We start from the raw sequence: 15,281 nt of genomic DNA on the forward strand, positions 1-15,281 counted from the left end.
GGGCCCCGCCCACCAGGCGGGGCCCCGTCCCCGTGCCGGACGCCCTCAGGCGTTCCGAGCACCCGCACGCACGACGTAGGCTCGGTGCGGCGGACGGCACGGGGCTGACCCGGTCACGACCGGGACACACGACGGCGTGGCTCCCGTGCCGCGAGACCGTCGGGCACGCCCGAGGAGCCCCCCACCAGAGGGTCGAGGACGGGTCCGGCCGAGACAACCAGGAGGCCAGCGATGGGCGTGTTCGTCGTGCGTCGCGTCATCATCTCGATCTTCACGCTGCTCGCGGCGACCTTCGTCGTCTACCTGCTCGTCGTGAACTCCGGTGACCCGCTGGAGGAGCTCTACCCGATCCCCAACGCCGACCAGCGCGAGGCGGCGATCGAGGGGCGCATCGAGCTGCTCGGCCTCGACCAACCCGTCCTGCAGCGCTACGTCGGCTGGCTGAGCGGCGCCGCCGGCTGCCTGGTCGGCGCGTGCGACCTCGGGCAGTCCATCGAGCAGCAGGAGGTCACGACGCTGCTCGCGCAGGCCATGGCCTCGACCATCCGCCTCGTGACGGCCGCGACGTTCCTCGCGATCATCTTCGGCGTCACGGTCGGCATCGTCTCGGCGCTGCGGCAGTACACGGGCTTCGACTACGTCGTCACCTTCCTCGCCTTCCTCTTCTTCTCCCTGCCGATCTTCTGGGTGGCGGTGCTGCTCAAGGAGTTCGGCGCCATCCGCCTCAACGACTGGCTGGCCGACCCCGGCATCCCCCTGTGGGTGACGGTCGCGCTCGCCGTGGTCGCGGCGGCGGTGTGGCAGGCCGTCCTCGGCGGGGCGGCGCGACGACGGCTCGTGGTGGCCGCGGTCGCGGCCGCGGCGACCGCGGGCGTGCTCGTCTACCTCGACGCCGTCGAGTGGTTCGCGCGCCCTGCGCTCGGGCCCGTGCTTGTCGTGTTCATCAGCCTCGGCTGGGCGCTGGGCATCACGTTCCTCGTCTCGGGCCTGCGCAACCTGCGCGTGCTCTACGCGAGCCTGGCCGCGACCGCCGGCGGCCTGATCGGGGCCACGCTGCTGGCCGGGCCGCTGCGCGACCCGTCGTGGCTGCTCATCGGACTGTGCACCGTGGGCCTCATCGCGCTCGGCGTCGTCGCCGGCGTCCTGCTCGGCGGGCTGGACCGGCCGCAGGCCGTCCGCGCGGCGGTGTTCTCCGCCCTGCTGACGGGTGCGACGGTGTTCACCGACTACGTGCTCGTCGCCTTCTCGGGCTACTCCGACCGCGTCAACGGCCGCATCGTCAAGACGATCGGGTCGGGCACGCCGAACTTCACCGGCACCTTCTGGGAGGTGTGGCTGGACCGCAGCGCCTCGCTCGTCCTGCCGACCGCCGCCCTCATCCTCATCTCGTTCGCGACGTACACCCGCTACACGCGCGCGTCGATGCTCGAGGTGCTCAACATGGACTACGTCCGGACCGCCCGGGCCAAGGGTCTGACGGAGCGGACGGTCACGGTCCGGCACGCCTTCCGCAACGCGCTCATCCCCGTCACGACGCTCGCGGCCTTCGACTTCGGCGCCGTCATCGGCGGCGCGGTCATCACCGAGACGGTCTTCGGCTGGTCGGGCATGGGCCAGCTGTTCGTGACGGGGCTGCGGAACGTCGACCCGAACCCGGTCATGGGCTTCTTCGTCGTGACGGCCGTGCTCGTCGTCCTGTTCAACCTCGTGGCGGACATCCTCTACGCCTACCTCGACCCCCGGATCCGGCTGTCGTGACGGTCCAGCGCCCGACCGACGACGACCGCCCCCGCCCGCGACCGGAGGAGGACCGATGACCGTCCCGCCCACGAACGACGAGGACCGCAACCCGAACGCGACCGAGCTTAAGGACGACGTGTCGGCTCGGGAGGTCGACGACCACTCCGGCACCGGCGTCCCGTCGCAGCGCTCGGAGGAGCAGGGCTTCAGCGTCAAGGCCCGCACGCAGCGCGAGCTGGTGCTCCGCCGCTTCCTGCGCCACCGCGCGGCGATGGTCGCGCTCTTCCTCTTCGTCGCGATCGTGGTGCTCGCCGTGTCGAGCATCGGCGCGGGACCCATCCCCGGCTGGTGGGACAAGTCGTACCTGACGACCGGCGCGGTCGTCGACGGCGGGCGGCCCACGCTCGACGTGCTGCCGGCCTTCGTCGACGGCGACGGCCTCGCCTGGGGCGAGCACCCGTTCGGGCAGGACAGCGTCGGTCGCGACTACTTCGCCACCACCATGCGCGGGGCGCAGCAGTCGCTGCAGATCGCGCTGCTCGTGGGGCTGGTCTCCACCTTCGTCGGGACGGTGGTCGGGGCCGTCGCCGGCTACTTCGGCGGTCTCGCGGAGACGGGCCTCATGCGCGTCGTCGACGTCATCATCGCCATCCCGCTGCTCGTCCTCGCCGCCGTGGTCGCCCGCGGCACCGACGGCACCGCCATCGTCCTCGGGCTGTTCCTCGGCATCGTCGTGTGGACGAGCCTCGCGCGACTCATCCGCGGGGAGGTGCTCTCGCTCAAGGAGCGCGAGTTCGTGGAGGCGGCCCGGGCGATGGGGGCGAGCCCGTTCCGGATCATCACCCGGCACGTCCTGCCCAACACCGTCTCGACGATCATCGTGAACGCCACGCTGACGATCGCCGCGGCGATCCTGCTGGAGACGGCGCTCAGCTTCCTCGGGTTCGGCGTGCAGCCGCCCGACACGAGCCTCGGCCGCCTCATCAGCACGTACCAGACGGCCTTCGCGACCCGGCCGTGGCTGTTCTGGTTCCCCGGCCTGTTCATCATCGGCATCGCCCTCACCATCAACTTCATCGGCGACGGTCTGCGCGACGCGTTCGACCCGCGCCAGAACAAGGTGCGCGCATGATCCTCGGCAGGAACCGCAGGTCCGGCGGCGCGACCGCCGCGCCCTCCGACGACCGGTCCGGCTCGGCGGCGGGCGAGGTCCACGGCGACGTCGTCGCGCCCGAGGTGGACCTCGAGACCGAGCTGCTGCGGGTGGAGGACCTCACCGTCCGCTTCCCGACCGACGACGGCGTCGTCAAGGCCGTCCGCGGGGTCGACTACGCGCTGCGCCCGCGCGAGGTCCTCGGCATCGTGGGGGAGTCGGGCTCCGGCAAGTCGGTGTCGAGCATGGCCGTCATGGGGCTGCTGCCGAAGAGCGCGCAGATCGACGGGCGCATCCTCTACCGCGGCAAGGACGTGCTGCGCATGCGCCCGGAGGAGCAGCGCGGGCTGCGCGGGCGCAAGATCGGCATGATCTTCCAGGACCCGATGACGGCGATGAACCCCGTCCTGACGGTCGGGTACCAGCTCGCCGAGGCCGTCCGGTCCCACGAGCACGTGTCGATGTCGACGGCGCTCACGCGCGCGCAGGAGATGCTCGACCTCGTCGGCATCCCGCAGGCGAAGTCGCGGCTGCGGTCGTACCCGCACGAGTTCTCCGGCGGCATGCGCCAGCGCGCCATGATCGCGATGGCCGTCATCAACCGGCCGGACGTGATCTTCGCCGACGAGCCGACGACCGCGCTCGACGTGACGGTGCAGGCGCAGATCCTCGACACCCTCCTCGAGGTCAAGGACGCCGTCGACGCGGCCATCGTGTTCATCACCCACGACCTCGGCGTCATCGCCGGCATCGCCGACCGCGTCCTCGTGATGTACGCGGGGAAGCCGGTGGAGACGGCGGGCGTCGAGGAGGTCTTCGCCCGGCCCCGCATGCCGTACACCGCCGGCCTGCTCGGCTCCGTGCCGCGCACCGACATGATCGGCGAGCGGCTGCGCCCCATCGAGGGCACGCCGCCGTCGCTCATCCAGCTGCCCGAGGGCTGTCCGTTCCGGCCCCGCTGCCCGCTCGCGGTCGAGCAGTGCCGCACGAGCGAGCCGCCGCTGTACGAGACCGACCGACGCGACCACCACGCCGCGTGCCACCGGTGGGAGGAGGTCGCGACCTACGAGGACGCGACCGCGATCTTCCGCTCGGACGCGGCCACCACAGGGAGCGCCCCCGCATGAGCACGACCACCAGCCCGGTGCCGAGCCCGTCGGGCACCGACCCCGCGACGGGCGGGCCGGGCACGAAGCTGCTCGAGGTCGACGACCTCGTCATGAACTTCCCCGTCCGCGGCGGCGGGCTGCTGCGACGGACGGTCGGGCACGTGCAGGCCGTCAGCGGCGTGTCCTTCGCGGTCGACGCGGGGGAGACCCTCGGCATCGTCGGTGAGTCCGGCTGCGGCAAGTCGACGACGGGTCGCGCGGTGCTGCAGCTGCACACGCCCACGTCGGGCTCGGTGCGCTTCGAGGGCCGCGAGCTCACGACGATGTCGACCCGGCAGCTGCGCCCCGTGCGCAAGGACCTGCAGATCGTCTTCCAGGACCCGTACGCCTCGCTCAACCCGAAGCTCCCGGTCAACGACATCGTCGGGGAGCCGCTGAAGATCCACGGCGAGTGGGGTCGGCAGTCCGGCCCCGAGCGCGTCGCGGAGCTGCTCCGGCTCGTGGGCCTGAGCCCCGAGCACGGCAACCGCTACCCGCACGAGTTCTCCGGCGGGCAGCGCCAGCGCATCGGCATCGCCCGCGCGCTCGCGCTCGAGCCGAAGATGCTCGTGCTCGACGAGCCCGTCTCGGCCCTCGACGTGTCCGTCCAGGCCGGCGTCATCAACCTCCTGGAGGAGCTCCAGGAGCGGATGAACCTCGGCTACCTGTTCATCGCGCACGACCTGTCGGTGGTCCGGCACATCTCCGACCGGGTCGCCGTCATGTACCTGGGCCGGATCGTCGAGGTCGCCGAGCGCGACCGGCTGTACGGCTACGGCAAGCACCCGTACACGCGTGCGCTGCTGTCGGCGGCGCCGGTGGCCGACCCGTCGCGGGAGCGCGGGCGCGAGCGCATCACGCTGACCGGCGACGTGCCGAGCCCGCTCAACCCGCCGAGCGGGTGCCGGTTCCGGACGCGCTGCTGGAAGGCGCAGGACGTCTGCGCCACGGAGACCCCGCCGCTCGCGGAGGTCGCACCGGGGCACCGGGTGGCGTGCCACTTCCCCGAGGACGGGCCGACCGGGTTCTGAGGGCCGGCTCGATCGCTCGGGGGTGCGTCGGGCGCGCCTCGTAGGCGGGCTCGGGCGTCCTGGCGCGGCGTATCCTCTCGGCGTCCGCGCGTGCCGAGCCGGTGAAGGGTCAGCTGGGCGCGTGACCGATGTCCGGCAGGCGGCGGCTGCTCGGCGGCTCGGCGGCGTCGACGCATGCCACCGGAGCCATGGGCGGGTGCAGTTGGTGTGCCCGAATACCTTGCGTTCGAACACGTGTTCGAATAGTGTGTCTGCATGGCGGCGTTGGTGGTGGAGGTCCCTCGCTGGGACCCGCTGCCGGTGCGCCTGGCGTCGGCGGGGGCCGCGTTGGACGGGCTGGTGGAGCAGATCGAGCACGTGCAGGCGGCTGGTGCGGGTGTGCCGCAGGTCGCCGCTCGGTTGCGTGAGGTGGACCGGTTGATCACGCGCTGGCAGGCGGTGCGCCTGGCGTTGGTGCGGGCCGCGGACACCGCCGACGTCGCGGGGTCCTCGGGTGCGTCGGGGACGTCGGCGTGGCTGGCGGGCCGCTCGAAGACGAGCGGCGCCGCGGCGGCCGCGGACGTGGCGCTGGCTCGGGACCTGGCGGAGTTCCTGCCCATGACCCGGCAGGCGATGAGTGAGGGGGACGTGCCGCGGGAGTCCGCGGCGGTGATCGCGCGGACGATGCGGGACCTGCCGCCGGGGTTGTCCGCGGACCGCCGTGCGGCGGTGGAACAACGGCTGGTCGCCCGGGCGCGGGAGGTGTCCCCGGCCGAGCTGCGGCGCCTGGCGGCGCGGGCGGTCGAGGCGGCGCGGCTGTCGGCGCGGGAGGTCGCCGCGCACGAGGACCGTGTGCAGCGCTCGGAGGAGGAACGCGCGCGGGCGAGGGCGCGGTTGTCGTGGCGGGACAACACCGACGGCACCACCGATGTGTGGGCGACCCTGCCGAGTGCCTCCGCGGCGGTGCTGGTGAAGGCGGTGCAGCAGATGACCGCACCCCGCCGCGCGCGCACCAGCGCCACGCACTCGCCGCAGCACGCGGCCCCTAATCACGCGGCCCCGCAGCACGCGGCCCCGCAGCACGCGGCGCCGCAGCAGGGGGCGCCGCAGCAGGGGGCGCCGCAGGAGGGAGCGGGAAGGCCGGTGACCGCGCAGGAGAGGGCGAACCAGCGGGGCCTGGCGTTCGCGGACCTGCTGGAGCACCTGCCGACCGACCGGCTGCACGGCAAGGTCGCCGCCACCGTCGTGGTCACGATGAGCCTCGCCCAGCTGCACGAGGCGACCGGGAACCTCGGCACCGCCCGCCTGGACACCGGCCACGCCGTCTCGGGCGGACAGGCCCGGCGCCTGGCGTGCGGGGCCGGGCTCGTACCGGCGGTCCTGGGTGGTGCCTCGCTGCCGCTGGACCTCGGCCGGGCCGGCCGGTTCTTCACCGAGGCCCACCGCACCGCCCTGGCCACCGTGTACGACACGTGCGCCGCCCGAGACTGCGACCGCCCCTACGCCTGGACCGAGCTGCACCACGAGGACCCCTGGTCCACCGGCGGCACCACCGACCTGGCGAAGGCCGTGCCCCTGTGCGGGCACCACCACCGCAGGGTCCACGACCCCACCTACCAGCACTCGATCACCACCGACCGCACCGGACGCAAACAGGTCACCTACACCCGACGGACGTAGACCGAGCGGGGTGCAGGGCCGGCGGAGCGCGCCGAGCGTGCGACGCCGAGTGGGCGACGAGGTGAGCGGGCCGCCGGGGGAGCAGTGCCGTGGCGTCGCGGTGCCGTGGCGTCGCGGTGCCGTGGCGTCACGGTGCCGTGGCGTCGCGGCGTCGCGCTGCTGGCGTGACGTGGGGGCTACAGCGCGCCGCCGACCTGGGAGCCGACGACGAAGGTGAGGAGCATGGCGAGCAGGCCGACGCCGACGTTGCGCAGGACGGGCCGCACCACGGGCGCGCCGCCGAGCCGGGCGCTCAGGAAGCCGGTGATGGTGAGCGCGACCACGACGGCGGCGACGGTGACCGGCACCCGCGCACCGGGGGAGGGCAGCACGATGGCGAGCAGCGGCAGCAGCGCACCGACGGCGAAGGACACGAGCGACGCGAGTGCGGCCTGCCACGGGCTGACGAGCGCCTCGGCGTCGATGCCGAGCTCGATCTCGGCGTGCGCACGGAGGGCGTCGTGAGCCGTCAGCTCGACCGCGACCTGCTGGGCGGTCTCGTCGCTCAGGCCCTTGTCCCGGTAGAAGCCCGCGAGCTCGGCGAGCTCCTCGTCCGGTGTCTCGCGCAGCTCGCGGGCCTCCTTGGCCAGCAGCGCACGCTCGGTGTCGCGCTGCGTGCTCACCGACACGTACTCGCCGCCCGCCATCGACAGCGCGCCCGCGACGAGCGCGGCGACGCCCGCGACGAGCAGCGTGGGCCGGTCGGTCGTCGCCGCCGCGACCCCGACGACGAGCCCGGCGGTCGAGACGATGCCGTCGTTCGCGCCCAGCACACCGGCCCGCAGCCAGTTCAGCTTCGCGTTCACCTGGGCGAGGCTCGTCTCCTCCGCGTGCAGCGTCGCCGCGGCGCCGGCGGGGGTCGCGCCGACCGCCGACGTACCGCCGGCCGGGGCCGCGTCGGGCGGGGTCCCGCCTGCCGGGGTCGCGCCGGTCGGACTCGCCGCCTCGGAGCTGCTCGCGGGCCGGTCGCCGCTCATGCGTCCTCCCGGCCGAAGCCGGTGCAGAGGCACACCTCGTTGCCGTCGGGGTCGGCGTACACCCACCAGGCCGGGGCGTGCGTGTCGTCGAGCAGCCGGCCGCCGGCCGCCTCCACGTCCGCGCGCCGCGTCGCGGCCTCGGCCAGCGTGCCGACGCTGACGTCGACGTGGAGCCGGCCGCGCGTGCCCGCGGGGGCCGCCGGCGTGGGCGTCGACTGGAACCACACCGCCGGTCCCCGGCCCGCGGGGTCCACCAGCACGTCCTCGCCCTCCGGCCCGGCGTACCCGAGCGCGGCGCGCCAGAACGGCGCGACGCGTGCCGGGTCCGCGGTGTCGACGCCCACCTCGACGAGCTGCGACTGCGGCGGCAGGTGCGTCGCACCGCGTCGCGCGGCCACGTCCTCGATGCGGTGGGCGAGCTCGATGTCGAGCTGGGTGACCCCGCCCTCGCTGTGCGTCGACAGCGCGAAACGCACCCGCTTCCACCGGATGTCCGCGTCGGGGTGGTGGTCGACGAGCTCGGCCTCGTCGAAGGCGTCCGCGACCAGCCCCACCGCGGCCGGCACGTCGGGCGCGTCGAAGCGGGCGTGCAGGGCGACGCCCACGTGCTCCCACGCCGGCAGGTCGGCGAGCTGGGTGGCGACGTCGGCGTGGGCGAGCAGCCGCGGACCGGGACCGTCTGGGCTCATGACGGCCACGCTAGCCAGGTCGTCGGCGCGGAGCGTAGGTCACGGGCAGGTCACGGCCAACTTGACCTCAGGAGGATCTCGGGAATGGTGGGTAGGCCCCTTCCCCCCATTTCGCCTCCCCCCGGGCGAGCCTGGAGTCGTCATGTCTGCCCCTCCCGCCGACCGTCCCCGTACGTCGGCGACCGGTCCCGCCACCCCCGAGCCCGTCGCGCCGCGGGTGTCGCGGGGCAAGTCCATCGAGCCACGGGTGTTCTGGCCCGCAACCGGCATCATCGGCGTCTTCGCCCTGCTCGCGCTCGTCTTCCCCGGCACCACCGCGGAGGCGATGAGCAGCGTCCAGGGCGTCGTGCTCGACGGCTTCGGCTGGTACTACGTGCTGCTCATCGCCGCCTTCGTCGCCTTCTCCGCCTTCGTCGCGTTCAGCCGCTACGGCGACCTGCGTCTCGGTCGCGACGACGAGGCGCCCGAGTTCGGCCTCCGCAGCTGGTTCGCCATGCTGTTCAGCGCCGGCATGGGCATCGGTCTCGTCTTCTGGGGTGTCGCCGAGCCGCTCAACCACTTCGCCGCACCGCGGCCCGGCTTCGACGGCACGCAGACCCAGGCCGCCGCGCAGGCGATCACGACGACCTACCTGCACTGGGGCGTGCACGCGTGGGCGATCTACGTGGTCGTCGGGCTCGCCATCGCCTACGCGGTGCACCGGAAGGGGCGCCCGATCTCGATCCGCTGGGCTCTGGAGCCGCTGGTCGGCGAGCGGGTCGCACGCGGCGTGTTCGGCGACGTCATCGACGTCATCGCCGTCGTGGGCACGCTGTTCGGCGTCGCCACCTCGCTCGGCTTCGGCGTCCTCCAGCTGTCCGCCGGGCTCGACTTCCTCGGCGTCCCCGCCGACACGCCGCTGTGGCAGACGGTCCTCATCGCCGCCATCACCGGGCTCGCCGTGCTGTCCGTGGTGACCGGGGTCGCCAAGGGCATCCGCATCCTGTCGAACGTTAACATGGTGCTCGCGGCCGTCGTGCTGCTCTTCGTCCTGCTCGCCGGCCCGACGCTGTTCCTGCTCCGCGAGTTCGTCGCGAGCATCGGCCTGTACGCCGCCAACGTCCTGCGCCTCACCTTCGACACCTCCCCGCTGCAGGGTGCGGAGGGCCAGGCGTGGCAGGCCGCGTGGACGACCTTCTACTGGGGCTGGTGGATGTCGTGGGCGCCCTTCGTCGGCGTCTTCATCGCGCGCATCTCGCGCGGGCGCACCATCCGCGAGTTCGTCGTCGGTGTCCTCGCGGTCCCGACGCTGCTCACGTTCCTGTGGTTCTCCGTCCTCGGCGGGACGGCGCTGTACCGCGAGCTCTTCGGTGACGGCGGCCTCGTCGGGGCCGACGGCGCGGTCGACACCAACACGTCGCTGTTCCTCATGCTCGACGGGCTTCCCCTCGGTGGGATCGTGAGCGTCATCGCGCTCGTGCTCATCGTCACGTTCTTCGTCACGTCGTCGGACTCCGGCTCGCTCGTCGTCGACATGCTCGCCTCGGGCGGCAACACGAACCCGCCGGCCTGGAGCCGGGTCATGTGGGCGGTCCTCGAGGGCGTCGTCGCGGCGGCGCTGCTCATCGTGGGTGCGGTCACGGGCGCGACGAGCGGTCTGAGCGCGCTGCAGACGACGGCCATCGTCATCGCGCTGCCGTTCTCCTTCGTCATGATCATGATGATGGTGGCGACGCTCAAGGCGCTGCGCGAGGAGTGGGCGGAGGTGGACCGGCACCGCCGGCGGCGGCGCACCAAGCGCCTCGCGGCCGACGTCGCGGCCGAGCTCAGCGACGACGGCCCGTCGCCGGACGAGCACCCCGGCAGCGTGGCGCGGGGAGCGCGTACGCCGGCCGGCACCGGACCGCGCGAGGTCTGAGCCGCGACGCCGCCAGAGGCGGGGTGGCATCACACAGGGGACGGGGCACCGGTCCGGGCGTGCGAGCCTGAACCGGTGCCCCGTCCTGTCCCCTCGCCCGCACGTCTCGTCGTGGGCGCCGCCCTCGTCGACGACCTCGACCGTCCCACCCGGCTCCTCGCCGCCCGGCGCAGCGCCCCGTCGGCGCTGGCCGGGCTGTGGGAGTTCCCCGGCGGCAAGGTCGACCCCGGCGAGACCCCCGAGCAGGCGCTGCACCGCGAGCTCGACGAGGAGCTCGGCATCCGCGTCCGGCTCGGCGCGGAGGTGCACGGCGGCGCCGAGGACCCGGACCACGGCCGCGTGTGGCCGCTCACGGGCGACCTCGTCCTGCGGCTGTGGCTCGCGGAGGTCACGGGCGAGCGGGAGCCCGAGCCGCTCGCGGACCACGACGAGCTCCGCTGGCTCGCCGTCGAGGCCCTCCGGTCGGTGCCGTGGCTGCCGGCCGACGCCGCCGCCGTGGAGCGGCTGGCCGAGGTGCTGCTCCCGCTGCGGCAGACTGGTACCCCGTGACTGCCACCCCGGGCACCGACCCGAGCACCGACCCCAGCACCGACGCGCGTACCGACCTCCGCACCGACCTGCGCAACGTCGCGATCGTCGCGCACGTCGACCACGGCAAGACGACGCTCGTCGACGCGATGCTGTGGCAGTCCGGCTCCTTCACCGCCCACCAGGCCGAGACCGACTCCGTGCGCGAGCGCGTCATGGACTCCGGCGACCTGGAGCGCGAGAAGGGCATCACGATCCTCGCGAAGAACACCGCCATCCGGTACCGCGGGCCGGCGGCCGCGGCGCACGGGGCGCCCGACGGCGTGACGATCAACATCGTCGACACCCCCGGCCACGCCGACTTCGGCGGGGAGGTGGAGCGCGGCCTGTCGATGGTCGACGGCGTCCTGCTCCTCGTCGACGCGAGCGAGGGCCCGCTGCCGCAGACCCGATTCGTGCTCCGCAAGGCGCTGCAGGCGCACCTGCCGATCGTGGTCGTCGTCAACAAGGTCGACCGGCCGGACTCCCGGATCGCGGAGGTCGTCGACGAGACGTTCGACCTCATGCTCGACGTGGCCGACGGCACGGGCGTCGACGAGGAGCAGCTGCTCGAGACCCCCGTGGTCTACGCGGTCGCGCGCGACGGCAAGGCCTCGCTCACCCGCCCCGAGGACCGCACCGAGCTCGACTCGGACTCCCTCGAGCCGCTCTTCGACGTGCTGCTGCGCAGCATCCCGGCGCCGGTCGACAGCCGGGAGGCGGTGCTGCAGGCGCACGTCACCAACCTCGACGCCTCGCCGTTCCTCGGCCGGCTCGCGCTGTGCCGGGTCCGCTCGGGCACGATCCGCAAGAACGACCAGCTCGCGTGGTGCCGCACCGACGGCAGCGTGCAGCGGGTCAAGGTGTCCGAGCTGCTCATGACAGAGGCGCTGGAGCGCGTCCCGGTGGAGTCCGCGGGCGCGGGCGACCTCATCGCCGTCGCGGGGATCTCCGAGATCATGATCGGCGAGACGCTGTCCGACGCCGAGGACCCCCGCCCGCTCCCGCTCATCACGGTCGACGAGCCGGCGATCTCCATGACGATCGGCACGAACACCTCCCCGCTCACCGGCCGCGTCCGCGGCTCGAAGGTGACGGCGCGCCTGGTCAAGGACCGCCTCGACAAGGAGCTCGTCGGCAACGTGTCGCTGCGCGTGCTGCCGACCGAGCGCCCGGACGCGTGGGAGGTCCAGGGCCGCGGCGAGCTCGCCCTCGCCGTGCTCGTCGAGCAGATGCGGCGCGAGGGCTACGAGCTGACGGTCGGCAAGCCGCAGGTCGTGACGCGCGAGGTCGACGGCAAGCTCCACGAGCCGTACGAGCACATGACGATCGACGTGCCGGAGGAGCACCTCGGCGTCGTCACCCAGCTGCTCGCGGTGCGCAAGGGCCGCATGGAGCAGATGAGCAACCACGGCACCGGGTGGGTGCGCATGGAGTTCAAGGTGCCCAGCCGCGGCCTCATCGGCTTCCGCACCCAGTTCCTCACCGACACCCGCGGGACGGGCATCGCCCACCACGTGTTCGACTCCTACGGCCCGTGGGCCGGGGACATGGTGACCCGTCAGAACGGCTCGCTCGTCGCCGACCGGACCGGCGTCGCCACGAGCTTCGCGATGTTCAACCTGCAGGAGCGCGGGACGATGTTCGTCGAGCCCGCGACCGAGGTGTACGAGGGCATGATCGTCGGCGAGAACGCCCGCACCGACGACATGGACGTCAACATCACCAAGGAGAAGAAGCTCACCAACATGCGCAGCGCCACCGGCGACGAGCTCGAGCGGCTGGTGCCGCCGCGGCTGCTGAGCCTCGAGCAGGCGCTCGAGTTCTGCCGCGACGACGAGTGCGTCGAGATCACGCCCGAGGCGATCCGGCTGCGCAAGGTCGAGCTGAGCCAGGTCGTGCGCGGCCGCACCCGCAGCCGGGCCAAGCAGCTCACCTGACCGCGGCGCGGTGCTCCGCCGCGGCGGGGGCGGTGCTGTCGACCGCCTCACCGCCGCGGCGCGGGTCACCAGCCGAGCGGCCCGTGGCGGTCGCGGTAGGTGCCGGTGGGCCCGTCGGCGCCGATCGTCGCCATGGCGACGATGACCTCGGCGCCCTCCTCGACGGTCTGCGGCCCGCTGTGGCCGTTGAACTCGGTGGCGGTCCAGCCGGGGTCGACGGCGTTGACACGCAGGTCCGGGAGGGCCGCCGCCCACTGGGCGGTGAGCATGTTGAGGGCCGCCTTGGACGACGTGTACGCGGGCGCCTGGAAGGTGCTCTCGACCCGGCCGGGGTCCGAGGTCACCGTGTGCGAGCCCAGCCCGCTCGACACGTTGACGACCACGCCGGCCGCCGAGCGACGCAGCAGCGGCAGGAACGCGCGGAGGACCCGGACCGGGCCGAGGACGTTGACCGCGTGCACCTCCTCGACGTCCTCGGCCGTGACGTCCGGCACGGGTGTGTGCGCCCCGGCGACGCCGGCGTTGTTGACGAGCACGTCGAGGGACCCGCCCGTCGCCGCGGCGACGTGCTCGGCCGCGGCGACGACGGAGGCCTCGTCCGTGACGTCGAGCCGGACGACACGCGCCCCGAGCTCGTCGGCGGCCTCTCGCCCGCGCTCTGGGTCGCGTGCCGCGACCCAGACGTCGTGGCCGCGTGCGACGAGCTGTCGGGCGGTCTCGCGGCCGAGGCCCCTGGTGGCTCCTGTGATGAGGACGGTGGACATGGCGACCACGCTGGGCCTCGCCCGGACCCCGCACAACGGGTCGGTCGTGAGTACCACCGGCGGTCCCACCCTCGCGTCGCCGCGCGCCGGTGGCAGCATCTGCGGTGTGGACGACCTCGCCGCCTGCCTGCGCGCGTGGCGGCAGCAGGCCGACCCGGCGCTCGTCGGGGCCCCGCCCGGCGCGCCGCGCCGCACGCGGGGGCTGCGGCGCGAGGAGGTCGCCGCCCGGGCGGGGATCTCCGTCAACTACCTCGTGCGCCTGGAGCAGGGCCGGGCGCAGTCACCGTCGGCGTCCGTCGTCGCCGCGCTGTCGCGGGCGCTCGACCTCTCCGGTGAGGAGACCGAGCACCTGCACCGCCTCACCGGTCTCGCCGTGCCGACGGCGCGGCGGGCCAGCCGGGAGGTCACCCCGTCGCTGCAGCGGCTCGTCGACCGCTTCGCCGACACGCCGCTCATCGTCGTCGACGCCGCGTGGACGATCGTCGCGGGCAACCCGTTGGCCGCCGTCTTCCTCGGCACCGACCCGGTCGGGGAGAACGCGGCCTGCCGCCAGTTCCTCGGTCCACCGCTGGTCGAGCGGACGGCCGAGGCCGACGACGCCTTCGAGCGCGACCTCGTCGGCGAGCTGCACCGGCAGGCCGTCCGCCACCCCGACGACCAGGCCGTCCGTGACGTCGTCACCCGGCTGCGGGCGCTGTCCCCCCGCTTCGCGGCCCTGTGGGAGCAGCGGCCCGCCGCCGTGCACGCCTCCTCCCGGAAGACGTTCACGCACCCCCGCGTCGGCAGGGTCACGGTGGACTGCGACGTGCTCGAGGCCCGCGGCACCGACCTCCGCGTCGTCGTCTGGACCGCCCGCCCCGGGACGCCGGACGCCGAGGCCATGACGCTCCTGCGCGGCCTCGTCCGTGCGCCCTCGCACGCCTGAGCCGCGCGAGGCGGGTGCCGCGGTCGCCGCCCCTGCCGTGCGCGGCGGTCCCGGTCGGTCTAGTCGTCGTCGCCCCGGCGCAGCGTCACGAAGGTCGCGACGCCGAGCAGCAGTCCCGCGACCACCACGAGCACGGTGCCGGGCACCGGGCCGACGACGGCGCCGACGGCGTCCTCGACGAGCAGCCGCGACCGGCTCGTCGGGTCGGACAGGACCGCGGCCACGAACACCGCGACGACCGCACCCGCCCCGACCGTCAGCACCGCCGACCAGCGCCCGCTGAGCCCCGCCCGCCGCCGCACCCGGCGGGCCGCCGACACGATGCGGCCCGCACGCAGCACCCGCAGCGCGCCGAGCGCGCGGACGAGCCGCAGCAGCTGGACCGGGCCGAGCGCGAGCACGACCGCCGCCACCGTCAGCACCGTGAGGGCGACGAGCCACCAGTTGTCGCGCAGCCAGCGCAGCCGGTTGCTGCCGACCAGGAGCAGCACGAGCGTCTCGCCGACCAGCACAGCCCCCGCGAGCCAGTTCGCGACGACGCCGACTGTCGCGTACGGCTCCTCGAGGAGGGTCAGCCACACCGCCGGCACGGACACGAGCGCCGCCACGAGCACCGGCACCGCGAGGCGGTGCTCCCAGCGCTGACGACGCGGGTCGGCCTCGGGGTCCGAGGGGTCCGGGCCGTCGGGAGCGTCGGTCTCCGGGTCGTGCGCCATCAGCCCGACCCTGCCGAGCGGGCCGCCGGTCGTCCA

At 73.8% G+C, this 15,281-nt stretch carries 13 protein-coding genes; 9 read left to right on the top strand and 4 right to left on the bottom strand.

The features are described from left to right. The first annotated feature begins 231 nt into the window (after window positions 1–231). The 5 genes from WAA21_RS11575 (at window position 232) to WAA21_RS11595 (ending at window position 6,731) form a co-directional block, all read left to right on the top strand. A complete protein-coding gene (locus WAA21_RS11575; protein WP_336922964.1) occupies window positions 232–1,758 on the top strand; it encodes an ABC transporter permease in 1,527 nt (508 codons plus the stop codon). Between the two features lie 55 nt (window positions 1,759–1,813). Next, the gene (locus WAA21_RS11580) at window positions 1,814–2,872 is read left to right on the top strand and encodes an ABC transporter permease (RefSeq protein WP_336922965.1); all 1,059 of its coding nucleotides are present in this window, start codon (window positions 1,814–1,816) and stop codon (window positions 2,870–2,872) included. Continuing rightward, a complete protein-coding gene (locus WAA21_RS11585; protein ID WP_336922966.1) occupies window positions 2,869–4,020 on the top strand; it encodes an ABC transporter ATP-binding protein in 1,152 nt (383 codons plus the stop codon). Before WAA21_RS11580 ends, WAA21_RS11585 begins: the two co-directional genes overlap by 4 nt. Further along, window positions 4,017–5,072, top strand: coding sequence for an ABC transporter ATP-binding protein (locus tag WAA21_RS11590; RefSeq protein ID WP_442893272.1), 1,056 nt, complete (start codon window positions 4,017–4,019; stop codon window positions 5,070–5,072). The genes WAA21_RS11585 and WAA21_RS11590 overlap by 4 nt, the downstream gene beginning before the upstream one ends. 255 nt (window positions 5,073–5,327) lie before the next feature. Beyond that, a complete protein-coding gene (locus WAA21_RS11595; RefSeq protein ID WP_336922967.1) occupies window positions 5,328–6,731 on the top strand; it encodes an HNH endonuclease signature motif containing protein in 1,404 nt (467 codons plus the stop codon). A gap of 176 nt (window positions 6,732–6,907) precedes the next feature. Here WAA21_RS11595 and WAA21_RS11600 read toward each other — a convergent pair whose 3' ends face one another. Together WAA21_RS11600 and WAA21_RS11605 are read right to left on the bottom strand one after the other, a co-directional pair. Continuing rightward, window positions 6,908–7,747: a VIT1/CCC1 transporter family protein gene (locus tag WAA21_RS11600; RefSeq protein ID WP_336922968.1), complete on the bottom strand. Its 840-nt coding sequence runs from the start codon at window positions 7,745–7,747 to the stop codon at window positions 6,908–6,910. After that, window positions 7,744–8,436 (bottom strand): 4a-hydroxytetrahydrobiopterin dehydratase, encoded by a 693-nt coding sequence (locus WAA21_RS11605; RefSeq protein WP_336922969.1) that lies wholly within the window; start codon window positions 8,434–8,436, stop codon window positions 7,744–7,746. The genes WAA21_RS11600 and WAA21_RS11605 overlap by 4 nt, the downstream gene beginning before the upstream one ends. A 142-nt stretch (window positions 8,437–8,578) precedes the next feature. Here WAA21_RS11605 and WAA21_RS11610 point away from each other — a divergent pair, with 142 nt between their 5' ends. The 3 genes from WAA21_RS11610 (at window position 8,579) to typA (ending at window position 12,840) form a co-directional block, all read left to right on the top strand. Further along, window positions 8,579–10,333, top strand: a complete 1,755-nt coding sequence (locus WAA21_RS11610) for a BCCT family transporter (protein ID WP_336922970.1) — start codon at window positions 8,579–8,581, stop codon at window positions 10,331–10,333. 75 nt (window positions 10,334–10,408) lie between these two features. Next, window positions 10,409–10,882 (top strand): (deoxy)nucleoside triphosphate pyrophosphohydrolase, encoded by a 474-nt coding sequence (locus WAA21_RS11615; protein WP_336922971.1) that lies wholly within the window; start codon window positions 10,409–10,411, stop codon window positions 10,880–10,882. Between the two features lie 68 nt (window positions 10,883–10,950). Next, window positions 10,951–12,840 carry a translational GTPase TypA gene (typA, locus tag WAA21_RS11620; RefSeq protein WP_336923001.1) on the top strand — a complete coding sequence of 630 codons (1,890 nt, stop codon included), beginning with the start codon at window positions 10,951–10,953 and terminating at the stop codon, window positions 12,838–12,840. Between the two features lie 65 nt (window positions 12,841–12,905). Here typA and WAA21_RS11625 read toward each other — a convergent pair whose 3' ends face one another. Then, window positions 12,906–13,604: an SDR family NAD(P)-dependent oxidoreductase gene (locus WAA21_RS11625; protein WP_336922972.1), complete on the bottom strand. Its 699-nt coding sequence runs from the start codon at window positions 13,602–13,604 to the stop codon at window positions 12,906–12,908. On the opposite strand from WAA21_RS11625, the gene WAA21_RS11630 reads away from it, so the two are divergent. Next, on the top strand, window positions 13,603–14,529 hold the full coding sequence (locus WAA21_RS11630) for a helix-turn-helix domain-containing protein (RefSeq protein WP_336922973.1): 927 nt from the start codon (window positions 13,603–13,605) through the stop codon (window positions 14,527–14,529). The two genes, WAA21_RS11625 and WAA21_RS11630, sit on opposite strands and share 2 nt — an antisense overlap. 59 nt (window positions 14,530–14,588) lie before the next feature. Here WAA21_RS11630 and WAA21_RS11635 read toward each other — a convergent pair whose 3' ends face one another. Continuing rightward, complete coding sequence (locus WAA21_RS11635) at window positions 14,589–15,245, bottom strand: hypothetical protein (RefSeq protein WP_336922974.1); 657 nt, start codon at window positions 15,243–15,245, stop codon at window positions 14,589–14,591. Window positions 15,246–15,281 lie beyond the last annotated feature (36 nt).

This window comes from Aquipuribacter sp. SD81 (assembly GCF_037153975.1).
Classification (GTDB): domain Bacteria; phylum Actinomycetota; class Actinomycetes; order Actinomycetales; family JBBAYJ01; genus Aquipuribacter.

What these genes read in the sequence shown, in the direction of transcription:
- WAA21_RS11580 (WP_336922965.1), top strand. Translation starts at nt 1,814, where the DNA reads ATGACCGTCCCGCCCACGAACGACGAGGACCGCAACCCGAACGCGACC.
- WAA21_RS11605 (WP_336922969.1), bottom strand. Translation starts at nt 8,436, where the DNA reads ATGAGCCCAGACGGTCCCGGTCCGCGGCTGCTCGCCCACGCCGACGTC.
- WAA21_RS11575 (WP_336922964.1), top strand. Translation starts at nt 232, where the DNA reads ATGGGCGTGTTCGTCGTGCGTCGCGTCATCATCTCGATCTTCACGCTG.
- WAA21_RS11590 (WP_442893272.1), top strand. Translation starts at nt 4,017, where the DNA reads ATGAGCACGACCACCAGCCCGGTGCCGAGCCCGTCGGGCACCGACCCC.
- WAA21_RS11635 (WP_336922974.1), bottom strand. Translation starts at nt 15,245, where the DNA reads ATGGCGCACGACCCGGAGACCGACGCTCCCGACGGCCCGGACCCCTCG.
- WAA21_RS11600 (WP_336922968.1), bottom strand. Translation starts at nt 7,747, where the DNA reads ATGAGCGGCGACCGGCCCGCGAGCAGCTCCGAGGCGGCGAGTCCGACC.
- WAA21_RS11585 (WP_336922966.1), top strand. Translation starts at nt 2,869, where the DNA reads ATGATCCTCGGCAGGAACCGCAGGTCCGGCGGCGCGACCGCCGCGCCC.
- WAA21_RS11595 (WP_336922967.1), top strand. Translation starts at nt 5,328, where the DNA reads ATGGCGGCGTTGGTGGTGGAGGTCCCTCGCTGGGACCCGCTGCCGGTG.
- WAA21_RS11625 (WP_336922972.1), bottom strand. Translation starts at nt 13,604, where the DNA reads ATGTCCACCGTCCTCATCACAGGAGCCACCAGGGGCCTCGGCCGCGAG.
- WAA21_RS11610 (WP_336922970.1), top strand. Translation starts at nt 8,579, where the DNA reads ATGTCTGCCCCTCCCGCCGACCGTCCCCGTACGTCGGCGACCGGTCCC.
- WAA21_RS11630 (WP_336922973.1), top strand. Translation starts at nt 13,603, where the DNA reads ATGGCGACCACGCTGGGCCTCGCCCGGACCCCGCACAACGGGTCGGTC.